Genomic DNA, 15,360 nt, shown 5'->3' on the forward strand with positions numbered 1-15,360 from the left:
CGACTCCTCGAAGAGTTGCCTTGCATGCCGATAGGTCGCGACACCAAGCTGCTCGAGTCGGTCTTCCACCTCGCCGCCCCATTATCGAAATTGGCTAGAGGCGACGGCTTCGCTCTGCTGGATATCTACCTCATACTCGTCGAACACAGACTCGAATCCCTCGTCGACGACCTGCTGGACAAGCTCCGCGAACGAACGTCGATTACCCGTATCCTCAACGAGCGACCGATACGTACTCTCGAAGTGATGCCCATGCGAGGGCCGATCCCGACTTGAGGTTCCGTGAGCGGCTTCGTGCAACATCACGAGATACAGGTCGTGCATCCAGACCGCACGCTGGCGGCTCGTCACCGCCGAGTCGGTAATCACGATGTATGTCCTGCCGTCGGTCCAGGCATCGGCACTCGCCTCGCCGTAGTACACATCTCGCTCGATCCCAAGTTCTCGTACGAGCACTCGTGCGAAGCGGAGATAGCGCTGCTGATCAGCGTTCAACTGCGATTCATCCTCGACGCGATGATAGCCAGTCCAGACGCCCTCCGACTCTGCTTGCTCGCCAACGTCAAACGTCTCCGGCACCGCTATCGATGTATCTTCGTCATTGGCGAGATCGCGAAGCCGTTGGGTTGCTGCATCGCTCGTATCGAGGACGACGTAGCCACGCTCGACGAGCTTGTCCGCCCCTTTCTGGGCTCCGTCAGCCCACCCAATCTTCGGGGCTGCTTGAATCTCCTCGAGGCTGATGCGGGACTCGGTTGCCAGCTGGAACAGGTTACGATCGGCCCACTGCTCGTTCGACGATTCGGACGCCATCGCTTCGATCATCACCTCTCGACTCTCGGCAGTCAGCCGGTCGTCCGAGACCTCGGCGTATAGATCGTCACGTGCCTGCTCGAGTGCATGGTCGATTCGCTGCCAGCGGTCACAGCCGGACTGGATATCGTTGCGCGCAAAGTTCAGCGTCATATTTCCCTTTGAGACGACGACCCCGCCGAGTCCGTACTCGCGTTTCGTCGTCACGTACAGGCCATTACTGTATATATCGAGCCCCTCGTGGGGTGTGTATTCGAGTGCGAGGATTGCATCGTCGGTTTCGCGAGTAAGCGACGGATGTGGCGAGTCAGCCACTGCCTCGAGTGGATCGCCGTTGTCGACCGGCTCGCCATTGATCACGACCGAGACGCCGGTTCGGGATTGCACGTACGCGAAGCGCTTGCGAAGATCGCGAACGTAGCGCCGCCACCGGTAGCTGTCCGGGTCCGGCACTTCGTCTTCGTAGTGATCGATCTCGACGAGCATCCCTTCGAGGTGATGCTCAGCGTCCACAAGCTGGCCATCGCGCCCGCTGACGTCTGCCCACGGTCCCGAATCGCGTCGATCCCGATAATCGAAACACAGTGCGGTATCATGACTCCAGATGCGAACGGCTCCCTTTGCGATGATCGCACCCTTACCGATGCCCCACTCGCCGATTGTCTCGTCGTCTGCTCGTTGCTTGCTTCCTGCACCCAGCACTGAGAGGTTGCGTCGCCCTTCGGTCGACTCGAGATCAACGCCGGCCCCGTCGTCGAGGATGATCGATCGCTCAGGTGAGATGCTGACCAACACACGGGATGACCCAGGACTGTCGATGCCGTTTTGGATCGCTTCGCGAATCGCGTCTGTGAGATCCGCCATTTGGTCTTCGATGAGGTACGTTGCAACCCGCTCGTCAGCCGTCATCGTCACGGTCTCGTCAGTCGATAGCTGACTGGCCGGCCTCGAGTCAGTCGCTTGGTTCGTCGCGAACTCCGATAACGTCGGATGATCTGTCATGGTGCTCACCCCTGTGGCACCACAGAAACTGAACGGCGGAACTCGAGCGCTTTTGCTAGTCGCGGTTGCTGCTGGGATTGGTGAACCGCCACGGGGTCAAGCCCTGAGGCACTCGGCCTGCCCTGCCTGTAGATAGATCCAGACAGTGGCAGCCTGTTTTGTCCTATCAGTATTTGCTGAAAAGGCTTATTGCGATCTGCGTGCAATTCGCTATTAGGATGTCTACAAAAGGAGCAGATTGGAATACGCCTCTCGATACCGGAGGAGAAGCGTTTGAACTCCTCAGGAACTCCCGGAAAGCGTGGATCTATACCTACATTCGTCACAACGCAGACACCACGATCGACGACGTCGTCGACTCTCTTGAGATCCCACAGCGGACTGCCTACGACTATATCAACGATCTCGAATCTGCAGGGTTCATTGAGCAGTCGAATGAGGGACGGCCGGCACGATATGCCGCTCGTGAGATCGATCTCCAACTGGTACAGGATGATGTTCAGCGGCAGATCACGTCAGCATTGATCGAGGCGATTGCACGCCGCGAGAGAGATGACGATATCGATACGTACATCGAACGCCACGGCTTGGATGGGCTTGCGGTCGCTCTCGAGTATGCTCGGGAATATGCTGAGGGATCAGTAACTCATCGAATTATGGCCCGGGAGCAGGAAATCTCATCGTTAGAAGCGGGTATCATTCTGGACGCACTTCGCCCCGTCGTCGAGGAGTGATTTGAATGGATGCCGACAGAGAAATCGTTTTTCTTGACTCGTCAGTACTCATCAGTTGTGGACGGCGAGGAAGCGGACGGTTTCAAGCGCTAGCTCGCGAAGCCAAGCAGAGAGATGTTGTATTTCGAATTTCTCCGCAAGTGTATGCCGAAGTCTCTGGTGAGACAGCGATCGATGGATACGAATCAAGTGATCTTGCTGTCGACGAAGCATTGCGCGAAGGCTGGCTGAAAGTTACCGAAAGCCCATCCTATTCGATATCGGAAGTCTCGAAGATCATGGATCAGTCACGGAGATTCATCGCAACTGCCAGCGATCGGCCAGAAGATATCGTGGAAAAAGCTGACACGGAGATTATCGGATTATCACTCCAGATGCTAATTGACGGAACGGCTGATCAGGTCACTGTTGTAACAAACGATATTCCACTCGGTGAAGCAACAGAGGCGTTGATTCCCAAGCACGGGTTCGCTGCCGACCAAGTGGCCTGGCTTACTGGTGGCGATCTTGCACCGGAACTCGATGAGGACTTCGTGCCTGAATTCGAATAATCCAATTCTGTTGAGTATCTAGAAGAATATCCTCTTTCTTAAGCACAGGTGATTCATCATTTCTCTATGATATTCTGGAGACAGTCACATCGAATCCTGTGACCAGTATACGGAATTCACCAATCGAGAATCGAATCTCGAGATCAGTATCAGTCTGTGGGCCCGTCGAGTCTGCAAGCCCCTCGAGGGCTTCAGCGTCGATCACTCATCGTCGATCACCTCGCTGACGATGTCGATGATCTCCTGGGCGGTCGAACTGATCCTCTCAAGCCGGTCGAGGATCGTCTCCGGTTCGTCACCGTGCCACGCGGCAAGGTAGAACGCTGACCCACTGGTATCCAACTCGAAGTACCGTCCAACGATGTAACCGACCGCTTCGGCCTCGAGTTCACGTTTCGATCGCTCAGCCTCGTCGTCGACGCCACTGTGTAACAGCGCATGCGCGTACTCGTGAACGAGCGTGACAGCAAGGTCAGCGTCGTTCTCACGATCTCGGACGGCGACGCGTGGCTGCTCTTGAGAGCGGTACTCACTGATGCCCTTGGCACTCCCATGCGACCAGTTCTGGGGTCATACTACCTCTACGTCCACCTTGAGTGTGTCTGCTGCCCCGAGGAGCGCGGGAACCAACTCATCTGCGTCACCTCTTGCTTCGGTCTCGAGGTCGGGCAATGGCTCGCCGTCAGTCTGTGAGATATCGAAGACGGGTGCTGGCCGAAAGCCTACGAGTCCCTTTTCCCAACTGTCCGGCGGTGTCTCGTTGTACTCACAGTCTCTACGTTCGTGATACGACGGCGAGTTCCCACAGTCGGGACATTGCTTCGCGATGATGGGTGCCCAGATCCAGATCGCTGTCTCTCCTTCTTTGACGTGCCGGTCGAACTCGTTTTGCCATGTTCGATAGCCGGCAACGCGCGTTGCCTGCGGACACTGGAGTTTGATCAACAGCGTGTTTCGGTGCGAGTAGTCATGGAAGCGACTCTGGACGTCCAACCACTGTTTGAACTGCTCGCTCGAGACGGCGTCATCGACTTCGTCGACGAGGTCCTGGATCCATGCTTCGATCGTACTGTGCATCTCGTCGTGCCGGGTGTCCGAATCGTCGAATGTTTCCCGGGAGCTGCTGCTCGTAGCCATGTTTGATCAGTGCTTCTCGAGTCGAATCAGATCGAATTGAACTGAACTCGAGAAGACCTCCACCCCTCAGGGGGTCTCAAAAATACGCCGGACTCGAGCAGCAGGAGAGTCGTCAGTCAGCGGACGCCGGGGTCTCCACTTTGATCGGCGCGTCGTCTGGCGTTCCACTCTTGTTCAAGAGCGACGCTGGGTATGCATCGTACGCTGCCCCGATTAGCAGTGGTTCGACCTCTGCAAGGGTTGCGAGTGTTCCGTATGGACTGCTGTCTTCTGTACTGTTTCAGGCATGGACCCAGAGATACGTCTGCTGAGATAACGTTCGTGAATCGGGCTCAAAGAGTGCTTCAACCCAGTGCTGTTTGCGTTCGTCGTCGCCAGCGAGTGCCTGTGAGAGTTCGCTGATATGCCAGTAGTTTCCATCACCCCACCGCGCAAAGCTTCGCGTCCCATCCCGTTCGTAGGCGATCTCTGTGAAGTTCGCACTGAGTTCTCGCTTCTTTCCGTACGCCTCTGCCTTGCCGATGTACTGAGGCACGATATCAGCGGGTGTTGCAGTCTCTGCAGGTTCCTCGAGCTGATACATGATATACAGCAGGCCATCACCGTCATACGCCTCGTCGAACAACTCTAATCAATCCAAGTTCGGACAAAGGGAACGATACGTGAAGCGGGGTCACCCATCCTGATTCTGTACTGCAGGAAGCGTAAACGAGAACGTCGACCCCTCTCCGGGTTCGGAGTCGATCCAGATCTCGCCGCCGTGGCGCTCGACGACCCGCCGAGACAGCGCGAGGCCAATGCCCGTCCCCGAGTGTTCCTCGTAGGTATGCAGTCGTTGGAACACCTCGAAGATACGCTCCTGTTCATCAGGATTGATCCCAATACCGTTATCCTGCACTGAAATGATCCAACATTCGTCATCACGCGTGGCGGAAATGTCGATCTGCGGCGGCTCGTCCCCGCTGTACTCGATCGCATTACTCAGCAGGTTCTGGAAAACCTGGCGCAACTGGCTGGCGTCGCCATCTACACACGGGAGATCGTCGGTTGTGATCTCAGCGTTACTCTCGTCGATCCGCATTTGGAGATCTTCGCGAACGTGATCAAGGACATCATCGAGGTCGACCGGTTCGAACGGATTGCCACGCGTTTCGATGCGCGAGTACTCGAGCAGTCCGTCGATCATCTCGCGCATTCGCTCGGCGCCGTCGACGGCGAACTCGAGGAATTCTTCACCGTCTTCATCGAGCGCATCGCCGTACCGATCCTCGATTAATTGGAGGTAGCTCGTAACCATTCGCAACGGCTCTTGGAGGTCATGAGAGGCTGCGTAGGCGAACTGTTCGAGGCGTTCGTTCGACTCTTCGAGTTGTCGTTGATACTCCCGGCGTTCGGTGACGTCCTGGATGACAAGCATTCCCTGGCGATCGTCGCCCACGGTTGTGATGGGAAGAGTATACGTCAGCAGGTTTCGGCCGTAGTATTCGACTTCAAACGAGTTCTCTTCGCCTTCGAGTGCAGCTTTGAAATGCGGCTCGACTTCGTCGATTAAATCGTCAGGATACCGCTCGTAGATCGACTGCCCGATGGCTTTCTCTCGATCGAGCCCAATCTCGTCGATGAGTTCGCCGCCAGCCGCGATATACTGGAAATCTTCGTCGAACAGTGCGACGATTCCGTTGGGGAAATTCTCAGCCAGGGCACGGTAGCGTTGCTCGCTCTCTTCCAGCTTGCGCTGGTACGCTTTTTGCTCAGTGATATCCCGGACTACTCCGACCCGCTTCTCATCACCGCTTTCGTCCAGCAGGACGAACCGGTTCTCGACCGTTCGGGTCTCGTTCGGGCCAGCCTCTATCGTCTCCTCGAACAATGGGAGTTCATCCGGCGTCGCATTCTCCCACTGTTCGGACTCGATTGACGCGAACTCGTTGGCGAACACCATCGAGGCGTGTTGACCCAGTAACTCTGTTCGAGAAAATGGGGTCAGATCGGCAAACGACTCGTTGACGAGTTCGAACCGCCGCTCCTCGTCGAGAACATAGATGCCATCGTGAGCCGTTTCGACGATCGTTTCGTACTGTTCGAGTTCTCGTTCCCGCTCTAATTGGTCGGTGATGTCTTCGATGGCGAACACAACACTGTCGATCTCTCCGCGGCCGTCGTAGACCGGCGATCCGTTGACGGAGACCCAGACGCGCTCTCCTGCCGAACTAAACACGCCACTGATATGATCAAACACCGGTTCTCCGGACTCCATAATTTGCGGAAAGGGCTTCTCGTCATCCGGGAGGGGGTCGCCGTCGATGTCGACTTCGTTCCAGTCAGAATCGTTAAAGCTGAGGTCGTTGATCTGTTCTTTGTTCCGCCCGTATATATCCTCAGCTCGGTCGTTGGCGAACTCCATCTTCCCATCACTGTCGACGATCGTGATGCCGATCGGACTCGTTTCGATGATCTCTTCGCAGCGGGCCAGTTCTCGTTCACGTCGCTTCCGTTCGGTGATGTCGCGGGTGTAGACTGACAGGCCCGACTCTGAGGGATAAATGGCGTTGTGGAGCCACTTGTCCAACGGAGGATAATAGTCTTCGAAGGTCAGGAGTTCTTGTGTTTCGAGAGCTTCGTACAGTGCGCTCTCGAACGTCTCCGTGATATTCTGGTCACGAATATCCGAACCAATTCCGGCCTCATCCAGCCCCAGAAGGTCTGCTGCGTGGTCGTCCAGATAGCGAAAGCGGAATTCTTCGTCGAGGGCGAAGAAGCTATTTGAGATTCGGTCGAAGACCCCGCCGAGATCGCTGTCTACCGCGTCCCTTTCCCGCCCCTTCGTGAACGCTTGTCCGTTCATGGGTGGCTGCCACCACACGCGTCCGTTTCCCCCGACTTTCTTGGTTTCGAGCCGGTCGTGATCGACGAGTCGTTCAAGACGCTCGTAGGTACTCTGGCGGCCGAGGTTGAGTTGTTCGGCTACCTCGGTTGTCGTCATGGGTGCCCCTCCCGCTTCGAAGAGAACAAGGGTCTCTCGAAGTGTGTCCGTCAATCGTGAACTGGTCACTACTTCAGTTACTGGCGATACCGACGGATAAGGTCACCGCAGCAGTCGGTGGGTCAAACCAGTTGGAGAGTTCTCTGACACTCGCCGAGAGCAAGGTTTAGTCGGACGGCACCTAATTACCATGTATGCCATTCAGCGTCAGTTGGCACACACTTCTCGAGCATCTGGATGAACTGCCGGCGGACGCGACACTGATCACACCGTTGTCGCACTCTCGCATCCACATCACAGATATCCAGGAACACCGCATTATCATCCAGTTTGATGAGTCAAACGAGAAGCGTCCGCTCCAACGTGAGCAGTTTGAGACACTCTACCATCAGATACAGACCGCGCACGATGGGTTCGATCTCGATCGGCTGCCGCCAGATGCTGACCCGTATCCAGCGGTGTTGAGTGTTCATCCCCGGTTCGAGATCGACGAAGACGCGGGTGTGATCGCCGAGACAGACGGACCGACGACGACCCAACTGGCCAACACAGCACACGAACCAGATATCGATGACGACGACCGCACCGAACCCGACGGTCTGGACATCTACTCGGATGCGCTGCTACTGATCGATGCGCTCGAGCGCCACGACGTAACTGACCTGCCTGAGTTGGAGACGACCACCCTCGTAAACCTCTACACGCTGCTGTCGGATGTCCAGCGTGACGCCAACGACTTTCGCCAGGAGGTCGCCGATGTGCTTCTCTCACGCCTCCATCACGACCGTCCTGTTGCCGGTCAGTACGGTTCCGTCCAGCGCACGAGTCGCCGTAACCGCTCGCTCAAAGACGATGAGGACGTCCTCTCGATGCTCGAGGCAGAAGGGATCGACCGCGAGCGCGTCATGAGCGTTGATCGCCAGAAGGTCGACGAAGCACTCGGGGTGACGACGCTCACTGAGTCCGATGTCTACGAGATCGATGAGAGCGAGTACGTTCGCAAGGCGGAGGTCGACAACGATGTCAAGGAGTCGCGCCTCCAGGGCTTGAAGGATCGACTTGCTGCTAGCGAGGAGACAGAAGCCGAGGAACTGCAACAGGAAATCGAAGAACTCGAAGAGCGTATTGACGACCTCACAAGCTTCCGGGCGGGGACGGAGGTACAGGGATGACTGGTGACGGCTTTCGCGTCATCACGCACAGAGTAAGGGGTTGGCGGGGTTCCGCCCGGACGTCCTGTAATCTGTTAGCAAGAGCGTTGAGTTAGTCACGTTTGTCCTGTGAGCGGAGTTCGTTGGCCCGCTTCTCGAGTTGGTGGAGGATCGGGACACGTTGCTGATGTTGGTTTTCGTAGGCAATGCAGGCTCGTAGCATGTCCATATCGTTGATCGTTGCGATACCGGCGTCGATGAGCCGCGTATTCGGTGCCTCGAGCCGCTGTGCTGGTGAGAGTTCGCTCGAGTTTCGAGGTTGCTCTGGTGTATCGCTCATTGGCTGTTGCCTCTACCCCTGTTGAGGCACAAAAAACTGGATTGCTCTGTGGCTCTTTCCGCAAGTGAGAGATAACGACTTGCTACGGTAAGTACAGGGGAAGCGCCGACCGTTCGGTGCAGCGGTTATACGGTTCGAAGGTCGTCTGTCGCCTGTGACCGGATAGCGGCTGCCGCAACTTCGTCGGCTCTCCTGATGAGTTCCGCTTCGATCGTCGCCGGCTCGACCGTCGTTCGACTCGTATGGGAGAGCACGATGTGTGCCAGTTCAACTGGCAGACCCACCGCTGCAACGACGTAGACTCCGTAGTAGGGATGTCCGAGCAGATTGTAGACTGGCGTCTCGGTCATCCCGTCGAATTCAGCGAGTTTACTCACGTCGTGGATGAGTGCACCAGCAACCACCGTATCCACTGAGAGCGTGACCTCGCGCCGCTCGAGGAGCGTCTCTGCGAGCGTGACGGCACAGGCAGTTACGTCCCGAACGTGGCTTACCAGCCGTTCGTTCTCCAACCCTAATGCACGCTGTGTTGGGGGTAGCCACGGTACCTCGGTGAGGTCGTCGATGTCGTTTTCTTCGATGGCCATTGCCCACGCACTGGTAACGCCCGCTCGAAGATCGTCGTCTTCGATCACCTCGAGTTCGGGAAACGCGGCCCTGACTACATCCTCGCTCATGCCTCTGGTATCAGTATTGACCACTAAAAGTACCCGCCGTGCAGTGATGCTCACTTCGTAGCTTGCGCTCTCACCTGCTGCTAGTGTTCTGCGCCATAGACGATTTTCGAGGGGGCTTCGTAGCCACAGTTAGGACAGTCGAACCATCGCTGGACCTTCGCGCCAGTGGCAGATTTCTGGCCGACGATGACGTCGTCGTTTGGACACTCAGGACAAGCGAGTTCGGGGGCTGGGCGGTCCCGGAGTGCATCCCGAACGCTGGTCGCCTCTTTTGTCTCGAAGCCTTGCGACCACACTGGATAGCCGTCGACGAGGATCGCTGCCCGCCACTTGTACGCGTAGGAGTCCGGGGCACGATGCAGGACGGCTTGCGCTCCAGTCTCGGTGTTTCGATATGCCAGCGTGGGTGTTCGACTCTCTCGTGTCCAGTTGGTGATTCGGGGCATGAGTACTCAGAAATGGACGTCTGCCGGCACGATCCAGCACGTCTCGCGCTCATCAGTCCCCTCGAGGAGGCGATCGAGGTGTCCGCGATGACGGATCCCAGTCGCGTGCTGATCATACAAGCATGCTCCGTTGAACGCCGCCGCCCTCTGCGGATTGTATCGCTGATTTCAGGGGATTTGGACGCCGTCTGGCGATATGGGACGTCTCAGGAACCTCGCACAGACGTTTCACGAGTTTGCCACGACCCACGTAGAAGAGCCAGACGTACCCGCCGTCGCCGACGGCGACGACGGGTACGACAAATCCACGAAGATCGCGTTGCTCCTGCTCAAGGAGGAAGTCAACAAGCCGCTCCGGCAGTTCGAGGACTATCTGAACGAGATGCCGGGAATCCTTGCTGTGTTCGGCCTTGAGAAATCACCTGATTACACGTCTTTCAGCGTATGGGACGGAGAATTCCCGATGAAAGAGTTGCGCCGCCTGCTCCGCCGATCAGCGGAGCAGGCGGGGCTCTCGGGAACTGCTTCGATCGATGCCAGCGGCTTCCAGCGAGATCAGGCTAGTTCGCACTACCGAAATCGTGTCGGCTACTCGTTCAATGCGATGAAAACAACGCTGCTCGTCGATACGGAGTCACTTGCTATCATGGACGCTCATTTCACCACAAAGAAAGCCTATGACGGCCACATTGGGCTGCAGGTCTTTCGGCGCAACGCCGAAGACCTGCAGGCACTTCTGGCTGACAAGATGTACTCATGGAGCAATCTCCGGGAGGCCTGTCGTGAAGCGTCAACGCGACCAGTGATTAAACACTGTGAGCAAAACGCACTCAAGAAGGCTCACAACGCCAGAATTGACGACGAAGTCTACAATCAACGGTCAATGAGTGAGACCGTATTTGCGATGCTGAAGGACGACGGCGACGAGATCCGCTCCCGGAGCTGGCATGGCCAGTTCCGGGAGCTCACACGGAAGTGCATCGTCCATAACCTCGCGCAGGCGGCGAGTTAAGGCTCGCCGCCTGCTCCTCTTCTCCGGACGTATTCGAGAGAGGCATCGCCATCGTCCATCTCACACTTCGTGCAGCATCTTGTGAAACTGATGTTTTGATCACTGCACAAGTCGGCTGAAATCGAATCGTCTGATCTCAGAACCTACCAATAGAGCGTAGCTACCGGTGGAAAAGTGAATGTCAAAATTCCCATGGTGGCGCCGTCTTGCGTTCAACACTGCATACAAGCAGATCGACGGGCCACGGGAAGCACCGACCTGCTGGAAGGCGTGCCGAGCGAGGTCCTCATCGCGCATGATCTCGTCATCGTTGTGTTCCTCGAGTGCTTGCTTCACCCGATTCAGATTGCGTTGGAACGTTTCCGACGTGGTCTCCCAGGCCCGCTCGAGGAGTTCTTCACCTTCGTCAGACGTAACGGGTGCAGCTGTCGGTAGGTCGCCCCACCGTGCTTTTCCAGCCACTGTCGTGTCCTCTTCGTCGAAGGTGACGTAGTAGTCGAACACTGCACAAGAATGCGGCTCTGCGCCAACCAGTCGATCGAACACCGTCTGTCCAGTTGAAAGCGCTTCTTCTGCTGTCGATGCCTCTACCAATGCGTAAATAATCGGTCCCGTCCCAAACTCGTCTAGAGTTCGCCTCTGGTAGCGTCAACTGACACCTCCATTGTGATGGCTGTTTTGGCTGATCGCTCGAGCAGTTCGTCGGCGAACGCCGCGAACTGCTCGGGATCGGCATACTGCACCAAGTTCAACCAGAGAAGCGACTCTAACCCTGCTTCTGACCACTGCATCCATTGATTCTTACACCGCTTCGAAACTTCACCCATGGCTCGTTCGACCACGTTTGACGTCCACGGAACCTGCTGTTGATCAAGCGCGAGTTCCGCGAACGTCACGGTTGCTTCTGCCCATTCCCGGAGGTACGCCGTCGCTTTCGGGGAGTCTTGACGCTCTAACCTCCAGGCTTCCTTCCCGAGATTCTCGAGCGTTTGGTCGATCCGCTCGCGGATCGCCAAACGCTCATTCCTCGGTGCATGGAGTGCGACAGAGTTCTTCAGATGGAACAGATCATCCGTAACGCCAGAGACGATCGCTTTCCGCTCGGAGAGCGGAAACGCATCGTCTTTCCAGAGCTTGTACCCGAGCGTTCGACCAACGTGAACGAGATCGAGCTGGTGAGATCGGTCACCACTCTCGAACGCATCGACGAGTGCCTTTTCGGCGTCACTGACGACCGTGGCGTCGTCAGTGACCGCCTCAGTCTCTTCGAGGGCTTCTGCTGTTTCATCCCAGGATTCGTTGACGTTGACGTCTAAGAGTGTGGTTTCTGTGTCGTCACCCTCGGCCGTCTGCCCGAGGGTGACGTTGACATCATGGTAGGTGCAGTGATCCTGCTGGCTATGACACTTCGTTCCGTCAGGAACGACAGTGTCTGCATTCGTCCCAGGAAGCCGATCACGAACGAAGTCACCGAGCTTGCTGCCGTATTCACGGACTCGGCGGTTGACCGTCGTGATCGAGGGCATGGGAGTGAAGCCGTCGCCGTGGGCGACGGCATCACGATAGCTGAGCGAAGTAGCAAGTTCGGCAGCCTGGAGCGAGATATCCTCTTGATAGATGCGCTGGCCGTCGAAGTCGATAAGATCCTCGAGCGGACGGAAATAGGTCGGATCGCCGTCGGTAGCAGCAGTGTCTTTGACGTGATGGAGGGTGAATTCGTGTTCTCCTGCGGTTGTCACAGCGGTTCGTGTGGAGGTTCCAGCGCGCTGGAAACGGCAGTCGCCGTTTCCGCGCGCATGTTTCTCACCACAGTACGCCTCGACGAGGCGCTCGTCGAGGCTTCTAACGAGTTCCTCGAGGATAGTGGCCTCAAGCTGAATCTCAGTGAGAGATTCAGCGAGAGTGGCAAGCGGTAGCGTTTTGTCTTGGTCGAGACTAACTGTGAACTGCGCGTCAATTGTGGCGTGCATGGGTCACTTCGGGCTGGATACCAGAGGTGACCCTGCTTCCACAGGAGTCAGTTACGACTCTAGACGAGTTTGGGACACGACCAAATAATCATATGCATCTTGGATACCTCACTGCGCCACCGCTCTGGTCGGTATTTGCTTGATCCTGCTCAGAGCGCCGGCACCCATCACCGGCGCACAAAATCACTACTGGAACGCACCTGTCTCACGGAGGAGAACGATCCGAACCGGTAGTAGCATCGACAGCGATTATCAGGTCGCTCGACTCGTCGACAGCTTCGGATTGACTGCGAGTGCCTTCAGAAATTCACACCTCTGCCTCGAGTCGGATCACTGGTTGGGTGAGTATCATAGAAAGACTCACAGGCGATTTATTTCAACTCCCTTTGGCTGAATCAGCTGGTAAGTAGATCTTCGTATTGAACGATGGCAGAAAATGCACATATTCAACTAGGGTCAGTTCTTGATCCGCTCGAGAAGAGGACTGATCTCGTTAAATCGAGGGCCCCGTGTTACTGAACCTGTATTTTGGTTCCAATCGATGAAACCAGCTTCTGATAGTCGAGGAAGATGGTTATGATACAGTTCAGTCTGGTGTTCTTCTGGAAACTCCTCCGCTGGATATAGTATTTCTTCACCGCCGTCTGTTTGCAATGAGGTGGCAAGCAACTCATTGAGTATCCGTCGACGCTGAGCATTCGCTAGTACACTGAAGAGCTCGTCCATTAGCTTATGTTAGAAGAAGAAAAGCAATAAGGGCGGTTCCAACAAGCATTGGTCTACTTCTATTCGAACGATACCTATGTGCCCTGTACTTATCGCTAACGCGAGATCGTCCGTCCGCCCCTGTCGTACTTCTCGGACACCACGCTCGCGGTAACTACAGATGCATATCACCGCTGGCCGTTCTCTTGGAGAAGTATGATACTTGTAGCTCGTTCCGAAAGGGATCTTTTGTAACACGCCGTGAGAATGAACGCCGAATTTATCAGACAAGCTGTTGCTTCTGAACGTGTGTGAATATCGTGTTACGTCTACTCGGTCAAATAGTGGACTTCTTTAATAAGTCAGAGCCCTCAGCAGAGGGCCAAAGGCCAGATTCTGACAATGGTCCCTCTACTGATCTCTATACGTGCTCTGACTGTAAGATAACATATATAAAGAATGATATGGGCGTGTGTCCAAAATGCGGTGAAGCTGTTGAACAGACTCCATCATTCTCTGATTTGGGAATCAATCCCAAAAGAAAATTGGAGTCTCAATAAAGAAGTAACCAGCACGGTACTACCAGCCTGTACTTATCGCTAACGCGAGCTCGTCCGCCGTCCCTGTCTGTGATCTCGGACACCGAGTTCACGCTAAGTACACGTGTGTACTGATCATCTCTCCGTTCACTCTCTTCACTCCTAGACAATAGTTAACACAAATACACGCAATAGGTTCTGTAGAGATGACCGAAGACAGCGAGAACCAGCGGGCAGCAGCCGTATGTGAAAATTGTGGAACCGCTCACGCAGTCCGGCTCGGCCCTGACGGCGAAATCCGGCCTATTGGGAACGGGAGAGATGGCACTTGTACATGTGGCGACGGCGATTTTCGTATTCTCAGCAACGATGCAACAGTTCTCGAAGACGTAGAGATGTAGGAATAACAGCTAACCGCTTGAGGAACTCGTTCAACAGCAATCTTTGATGTCTATTCCCTGCACTTACTGCTCATTTGGGATTTCTGGCTCTATCGAAGTTCTCAGACACCGCGTTCGCGGTAGCTACAGATACTTACTGTTCGCTTTCAATTTCGACAAGGGATTTGATCCCACACTGACAATGCGGGTACCTTCCCCTACGTCTTATTTTCCATCAGGCAGCCGAATAGCAGGATAAACAGCCTTACAGTTAGGACAGATGGCGACGATCTCCTGTCCAGTCCGAGTGTTGCTCATTCAAGATAATCGGGCTGACAACGCCCACACAGATATATCAGTGCATATAAACTCATAAAGAGAAATTACTATTATCGTCTTAAGACCTGCATCCTATTGTCCATATGTAAGGTTTTTCACCTCCGGGGCCGTGTGCTGACATGGCATGGATGGAATACCTGAAAACGTCCCTTCAACCGATACTTCGGACCAAAATGAACTTGTCCATGTCGTAATCGAAGACCCGGGTGAAGCTGACAAGTGTGTGTTTTTCCCAGGAAATGCAACAGCTGATGAGCTACATACAAAGTGGATCCTTGCTCTCGAGGATTCGTACGTCCACCTAAAAGATGCTCAATAGTCCGCTTGTACTGACCGTTCACTACAGCGTCAAATGGGTCCGTGACCGATCCTATGACCCGCTCGGTTAGGAATCAATGTAGGTCTCAGTAGATTCACCACGCTCTGGTCGAGTGAGAAGACTCACTGATTGAGTTGGCTGAGTGCACGATGCAGTCTGTATCCTGGTGTGTTGCGTGGATCCATTGAATGCGCCTCAGCCGATCGCGGCGCAGATAAACAGAACACGAGGGTGTCATAGAACGAGTGGCACACCAAAGAGC

The 15,360-nt window shown here is 55.4% G+C and carries 14 protein-coding genes and 1 pseudogene; 5 read left to right on the forward strand and 10 right to left on the reverse strand.

Going from position 1 to position 15,360, the window contains the following annotated elements; genetic code table 11:
* Positions 1-81 precede the first annotated feature (81 nt).
* A complete protein-coding gene (locus E2L06_RS19720; protein WP_138783259.1) occupies positions 82-1,815 on the reverse strand; it encodes an ATP-binding protein in 1,734 nt (577 codons plus the stop codon).
* A gap of 218 nt (positions 1,816-2,033) precedes the next feature.
* Here E2L06_RS19720 and E2L06_RS19725 point away from each other — a divergent pair, with 218 nt between their 5' ends.
* Positions 2,034-2,549: a helix-turn-helix domain-containing protein gene (locus E2L06_RS19725; RefSeq protein ID WP_138783260.1), complete on the forward strand. Its 516-nt coding sequence runs from the start codon at positions 2,034-2,036 to the stop codon at positions 2,547-2,549.
* Between the two features lie 5 nt (positions 2,550-2,554).
* On the forward strand, positions 2,555-3,100 hold the full coding sequence (locus E2L06_RS19730) for a hypothetical protein (protein WP_138783261.1): 546 nt from the start codon (positions 2,555-2,557) through the stop codon (positions 3,098-3,100).
* Positions 3,101-3,301: 201 nt separating this feature from the next.
* Here the strand turns inward: E2L06_RS19730 and E2L06_RS19735 are convergent.
* The 3 genes and pseudogenes from E2L06_RS19735 to E2L06_RS19745 all read right to left on the reverse strand — a co-directional run bounded on the left by E2L06_RS19735 (position 3,302) and on the right by E2L06_RS19745 (position 7,220).
* Positions 3,302-4,237: pseudogene (locus tag E2L06_RS19735) on the reverse strand (ArdC-like ssDNA-binding domain-containing protein).
* 280 nt (positions 4,238-4,517) lie between these two features.
* The gene (locus E2L06_RS22600) at positions 4,518-4,820 is read right to left on the reverse strand and encodes a hypothetical protein (protein ID WP_249361533.1); all 303 of its coding nucleotides are present in this window, start codon (positions 4,818-4,820) and stop codon (positions 4,518-4,520) included.
* 90 nt (positions 4,821-4,910) lie between these two features.
* Positions 4,911-7,220: a PAS domain S-box protein gene (locus E2L06_RS19745; protein ID WP_138783262.1), complete on the reverse strand. Its 2,310-nt coding sequence runs from the start codon at positions 7,218-7,220 to the stop codon at positions 4,911-4,913.
* Positions 7,221-7,414: 194 nt separating this feature from the next.
* Between E2L06_RS19745 and E2L06_RS19750 the strand changes: the two genes are divergently transcribed.
* Complete coding sequence (locus E2L06_RS19750) at positions 7,415-8,392, forward strand: hypothetical protein (RefSeq protein ID WP_138783263.1); 978 nt, start codon at positions 7,415-7,417, stop codon at positions 8,390-8,392.
* 91 nt (positions 8,393-8,483) lie between these two features.
* On the opposite strand, the gene E2L06_RS19755 is transcribed toward E2L06_RS19750, so the two are convergent.
* From E2L06_RS19755 to E2L06_RS19765, 3 genes are all read right to left on the reverse strand, one after another.
* Positions 8,484-8,711 (reverse strand): hypothetical protein, encoded by a 228-nt coding sequence (locus E2L06_RS19755; RefSeq protein WP_138783264.1) that lies wholly within the window; start codon positions 8,709-8,711, stop codon positions 8,484-8,486.
* Between the two features lie 125 nt (positions 8,712-8,836).
* Positions 8,837-9,388 carry an HD domain-containing protein gene (locus tag E2L06_RS19760; RefSeq protein WP_138783265.1) on the reverse strand — a complete coding sequence of 184 codons (552 nt, stop codon included), beginning with the start codon at positions 9,386-9,388 and terminating at the stop codon, positions 8,837-8,839.
* An 80-nt stretch (positions 9,389-9,468) separates the two neighbouring features.
* Entirely contained in the window at positions 9,469-9,834 is a 366-nt protein-coding gene (locus E2L06_RS19765; protein ID WP_138783266.1) for a hypothetical protein, read from the reverse strand.
* Positions 9,835-10,030: 196 nt separating this feature from the next.
* Between E2L06_RS19765 and E2L06_RS19770 the strand changes: the two genes are divergently transcribed.
* A complete protein-coding gene (locus E2L06_RS19770) occupies positions 10,031-10,846 on the forward strand; it encodes an IS5 family transposase (RefSeq protein ID WP_138781228.1) in 816 nt (271 codons plus the stop codon).
* Between the two features lie 99 nt (positions 10,847-10,945).
* Here E2L06_RS19770 and E2L06_RS19775 read toward each other — a convergent pair whose 3' ends face one another.
* The 3 genes from E2L06_RS19775 to E2L06_RS19785 form a co-directional block, all read right to left on the reverse strand.
* On the reverse strand, positions 10,946-11,440 hold the full coding sequence (locus E2L06_RS19775) for a hypothetical protein (RefSeq protein WP_394348756.1): 495 nt from the start codon (positions 11,438-11,440) through the stop codon (positions 10,946-10,948).
* A 32-nt stretch (positions 11,441-11,472) separates the two neighbouring features.
* Complete coding sequence (locus E2L06_RS19780) at positions 11,473-12,816, reverse strand: ISH6 family transposase (RefSeq protein WP_138781297.1); 1,344 nt, start codon at positions 12,814-12,816, stop codon at positions 11,473-11,475.
* 456 nt (positions 12,817-13,272) lie between these two features.
* On the reverse strand, positions 13,273-13,542 hold the full coding sequence (locus E2L06_RS19785; RefSeq protein WP_138783267.1) for an ArsR family transcriptional regulator: 270 nt from the start codon (positions 13,540-13,542) through the stop codon (positions 13,273-13,275).
* Positions 13,543-14,903: 1,361 nt separating this feature from the next.
* Between E2L06_RS19785 and E2L06_RS19795 the strand changes: the two genes are divergently transcribed.
* Complete coding sequence (locus tag E2L06_RS19795; protein ID WP_138783268.1) at positions 14,904-15,098, forward strand: hypothetical protein; 195 nt, start codon at positions 14,904-14,906, stop codon at positions 15,096-15,098.
* The last annotated feature ends 262 nt before the right edge of the window (positions 15,099-15,360 follow it).

The sequence above is a fragment of the Haloterrigena sp. H1 genome (genome assembly GCF_005938085.1).
GTDB lineage: Archaea > Halobacteriota > Halobacteria > Halobacteriales > Natrialbaceae > Natrinema.

What these genes read in the sequence shown, in the direction of transcription:
- E2L06_RS19720 (WP_138783259.1), bottom strand. Translation starts at nt 1,815, where the DNA reads ATGACAGATCATCCGACGTTATCGGAGTTCGCGACGAACCAAGCGACT.
- E2L06_RS19725 (WP_138783260.1), top strand. Translation starts at nt 2,034, where the DNA reads ATGTCTACAAAAGGAGCAGATTGGAATACGCCTCTCGATACCGGAGGA.
- E2L06_RS19730 (WP_138783261.1), top strand. Translation starts at nt 2,555, where the DNA reads ATGGATGCCGACAGAGAAATCGTTTTTCTTGACTCGTCAGTACTCATC.
- E2L06_RS22600 (WP_249361533.1), bottom strand. Translation starts at nt 4,820, where the DNA reads ATGTATCAGCTCGAGGAACCTGCAGAGACTGCAACACCCGCTGATATC.
- E2L06_RS19745 (WP_138783262.1), bottom strand. Translation starts at nt 7,220, where the DNA reads ATGACGACAACCGAGGTAGCCGAACAACTCAACCTCGGCCGCCAGAGT.
- E2L06_RS19750 (WP_138783263.1), top strand. Translation starts at nt 7,415, where the DNA reads ATGCCATTCAGCGTCAGTTGGCACACACTTCTCGAGCATCTGGATGAA.
- E2L06_RS19755 (WP_138783264.1), bottom strand. Translation starts at nt 8,711, where the DNA reads ATGAGCGATACACCAGAGCAACCTCGAAACTCGAGCGAACTCTCACCA.
- E2L06_RS19760 (WP_138783265.1), bottom strand. Translation starts at nt 9,388, where the DNA reads ATGAGCGAGGATGTAGTCAGGGCCGCGTTTCCCGAACTCGAGGTGATC.
- E2L06_RS19765 (WP_138783266.1), bottom strand. Translation starts at nt 9,834, where the DNA reads ATGCCCCGAATCACCAACTGGACACGAGAGAGTCGAACACCCACGCTG.
- E2L06_RS19770 (WP_138781228.1), top strand. Translation starts at nt 10,031, where the DNA reads ATGGGACGTCTCAGGAACCTCGCACAGACGTTTCACGAGTTTGCCACG.
- E2L06_RS19780 (WP_138781297.1), bottom strand. Translation starts at nt 12,816, where the DNA reads ATGCACGCCACAATTGACGCGCAGTTCACAGTTAGTCTCGACCAAGAC.
- E2L06_RS19785 (WP_138783267.1), bottom strand. Translation starts at nt 13,542, where the DNA reads ATGGACGAGCTCTTCAGTGTACTAGCGAATGCTCAGCGTCGACGGATA.
- E2L06_RS19795 (WP_138783268.1), top strand. Translation starts at nt 14,904, where the DNA reads ATGGATGGAATACCTGAAAACGTCCCTTCAACCGATACTTCGGACCAA.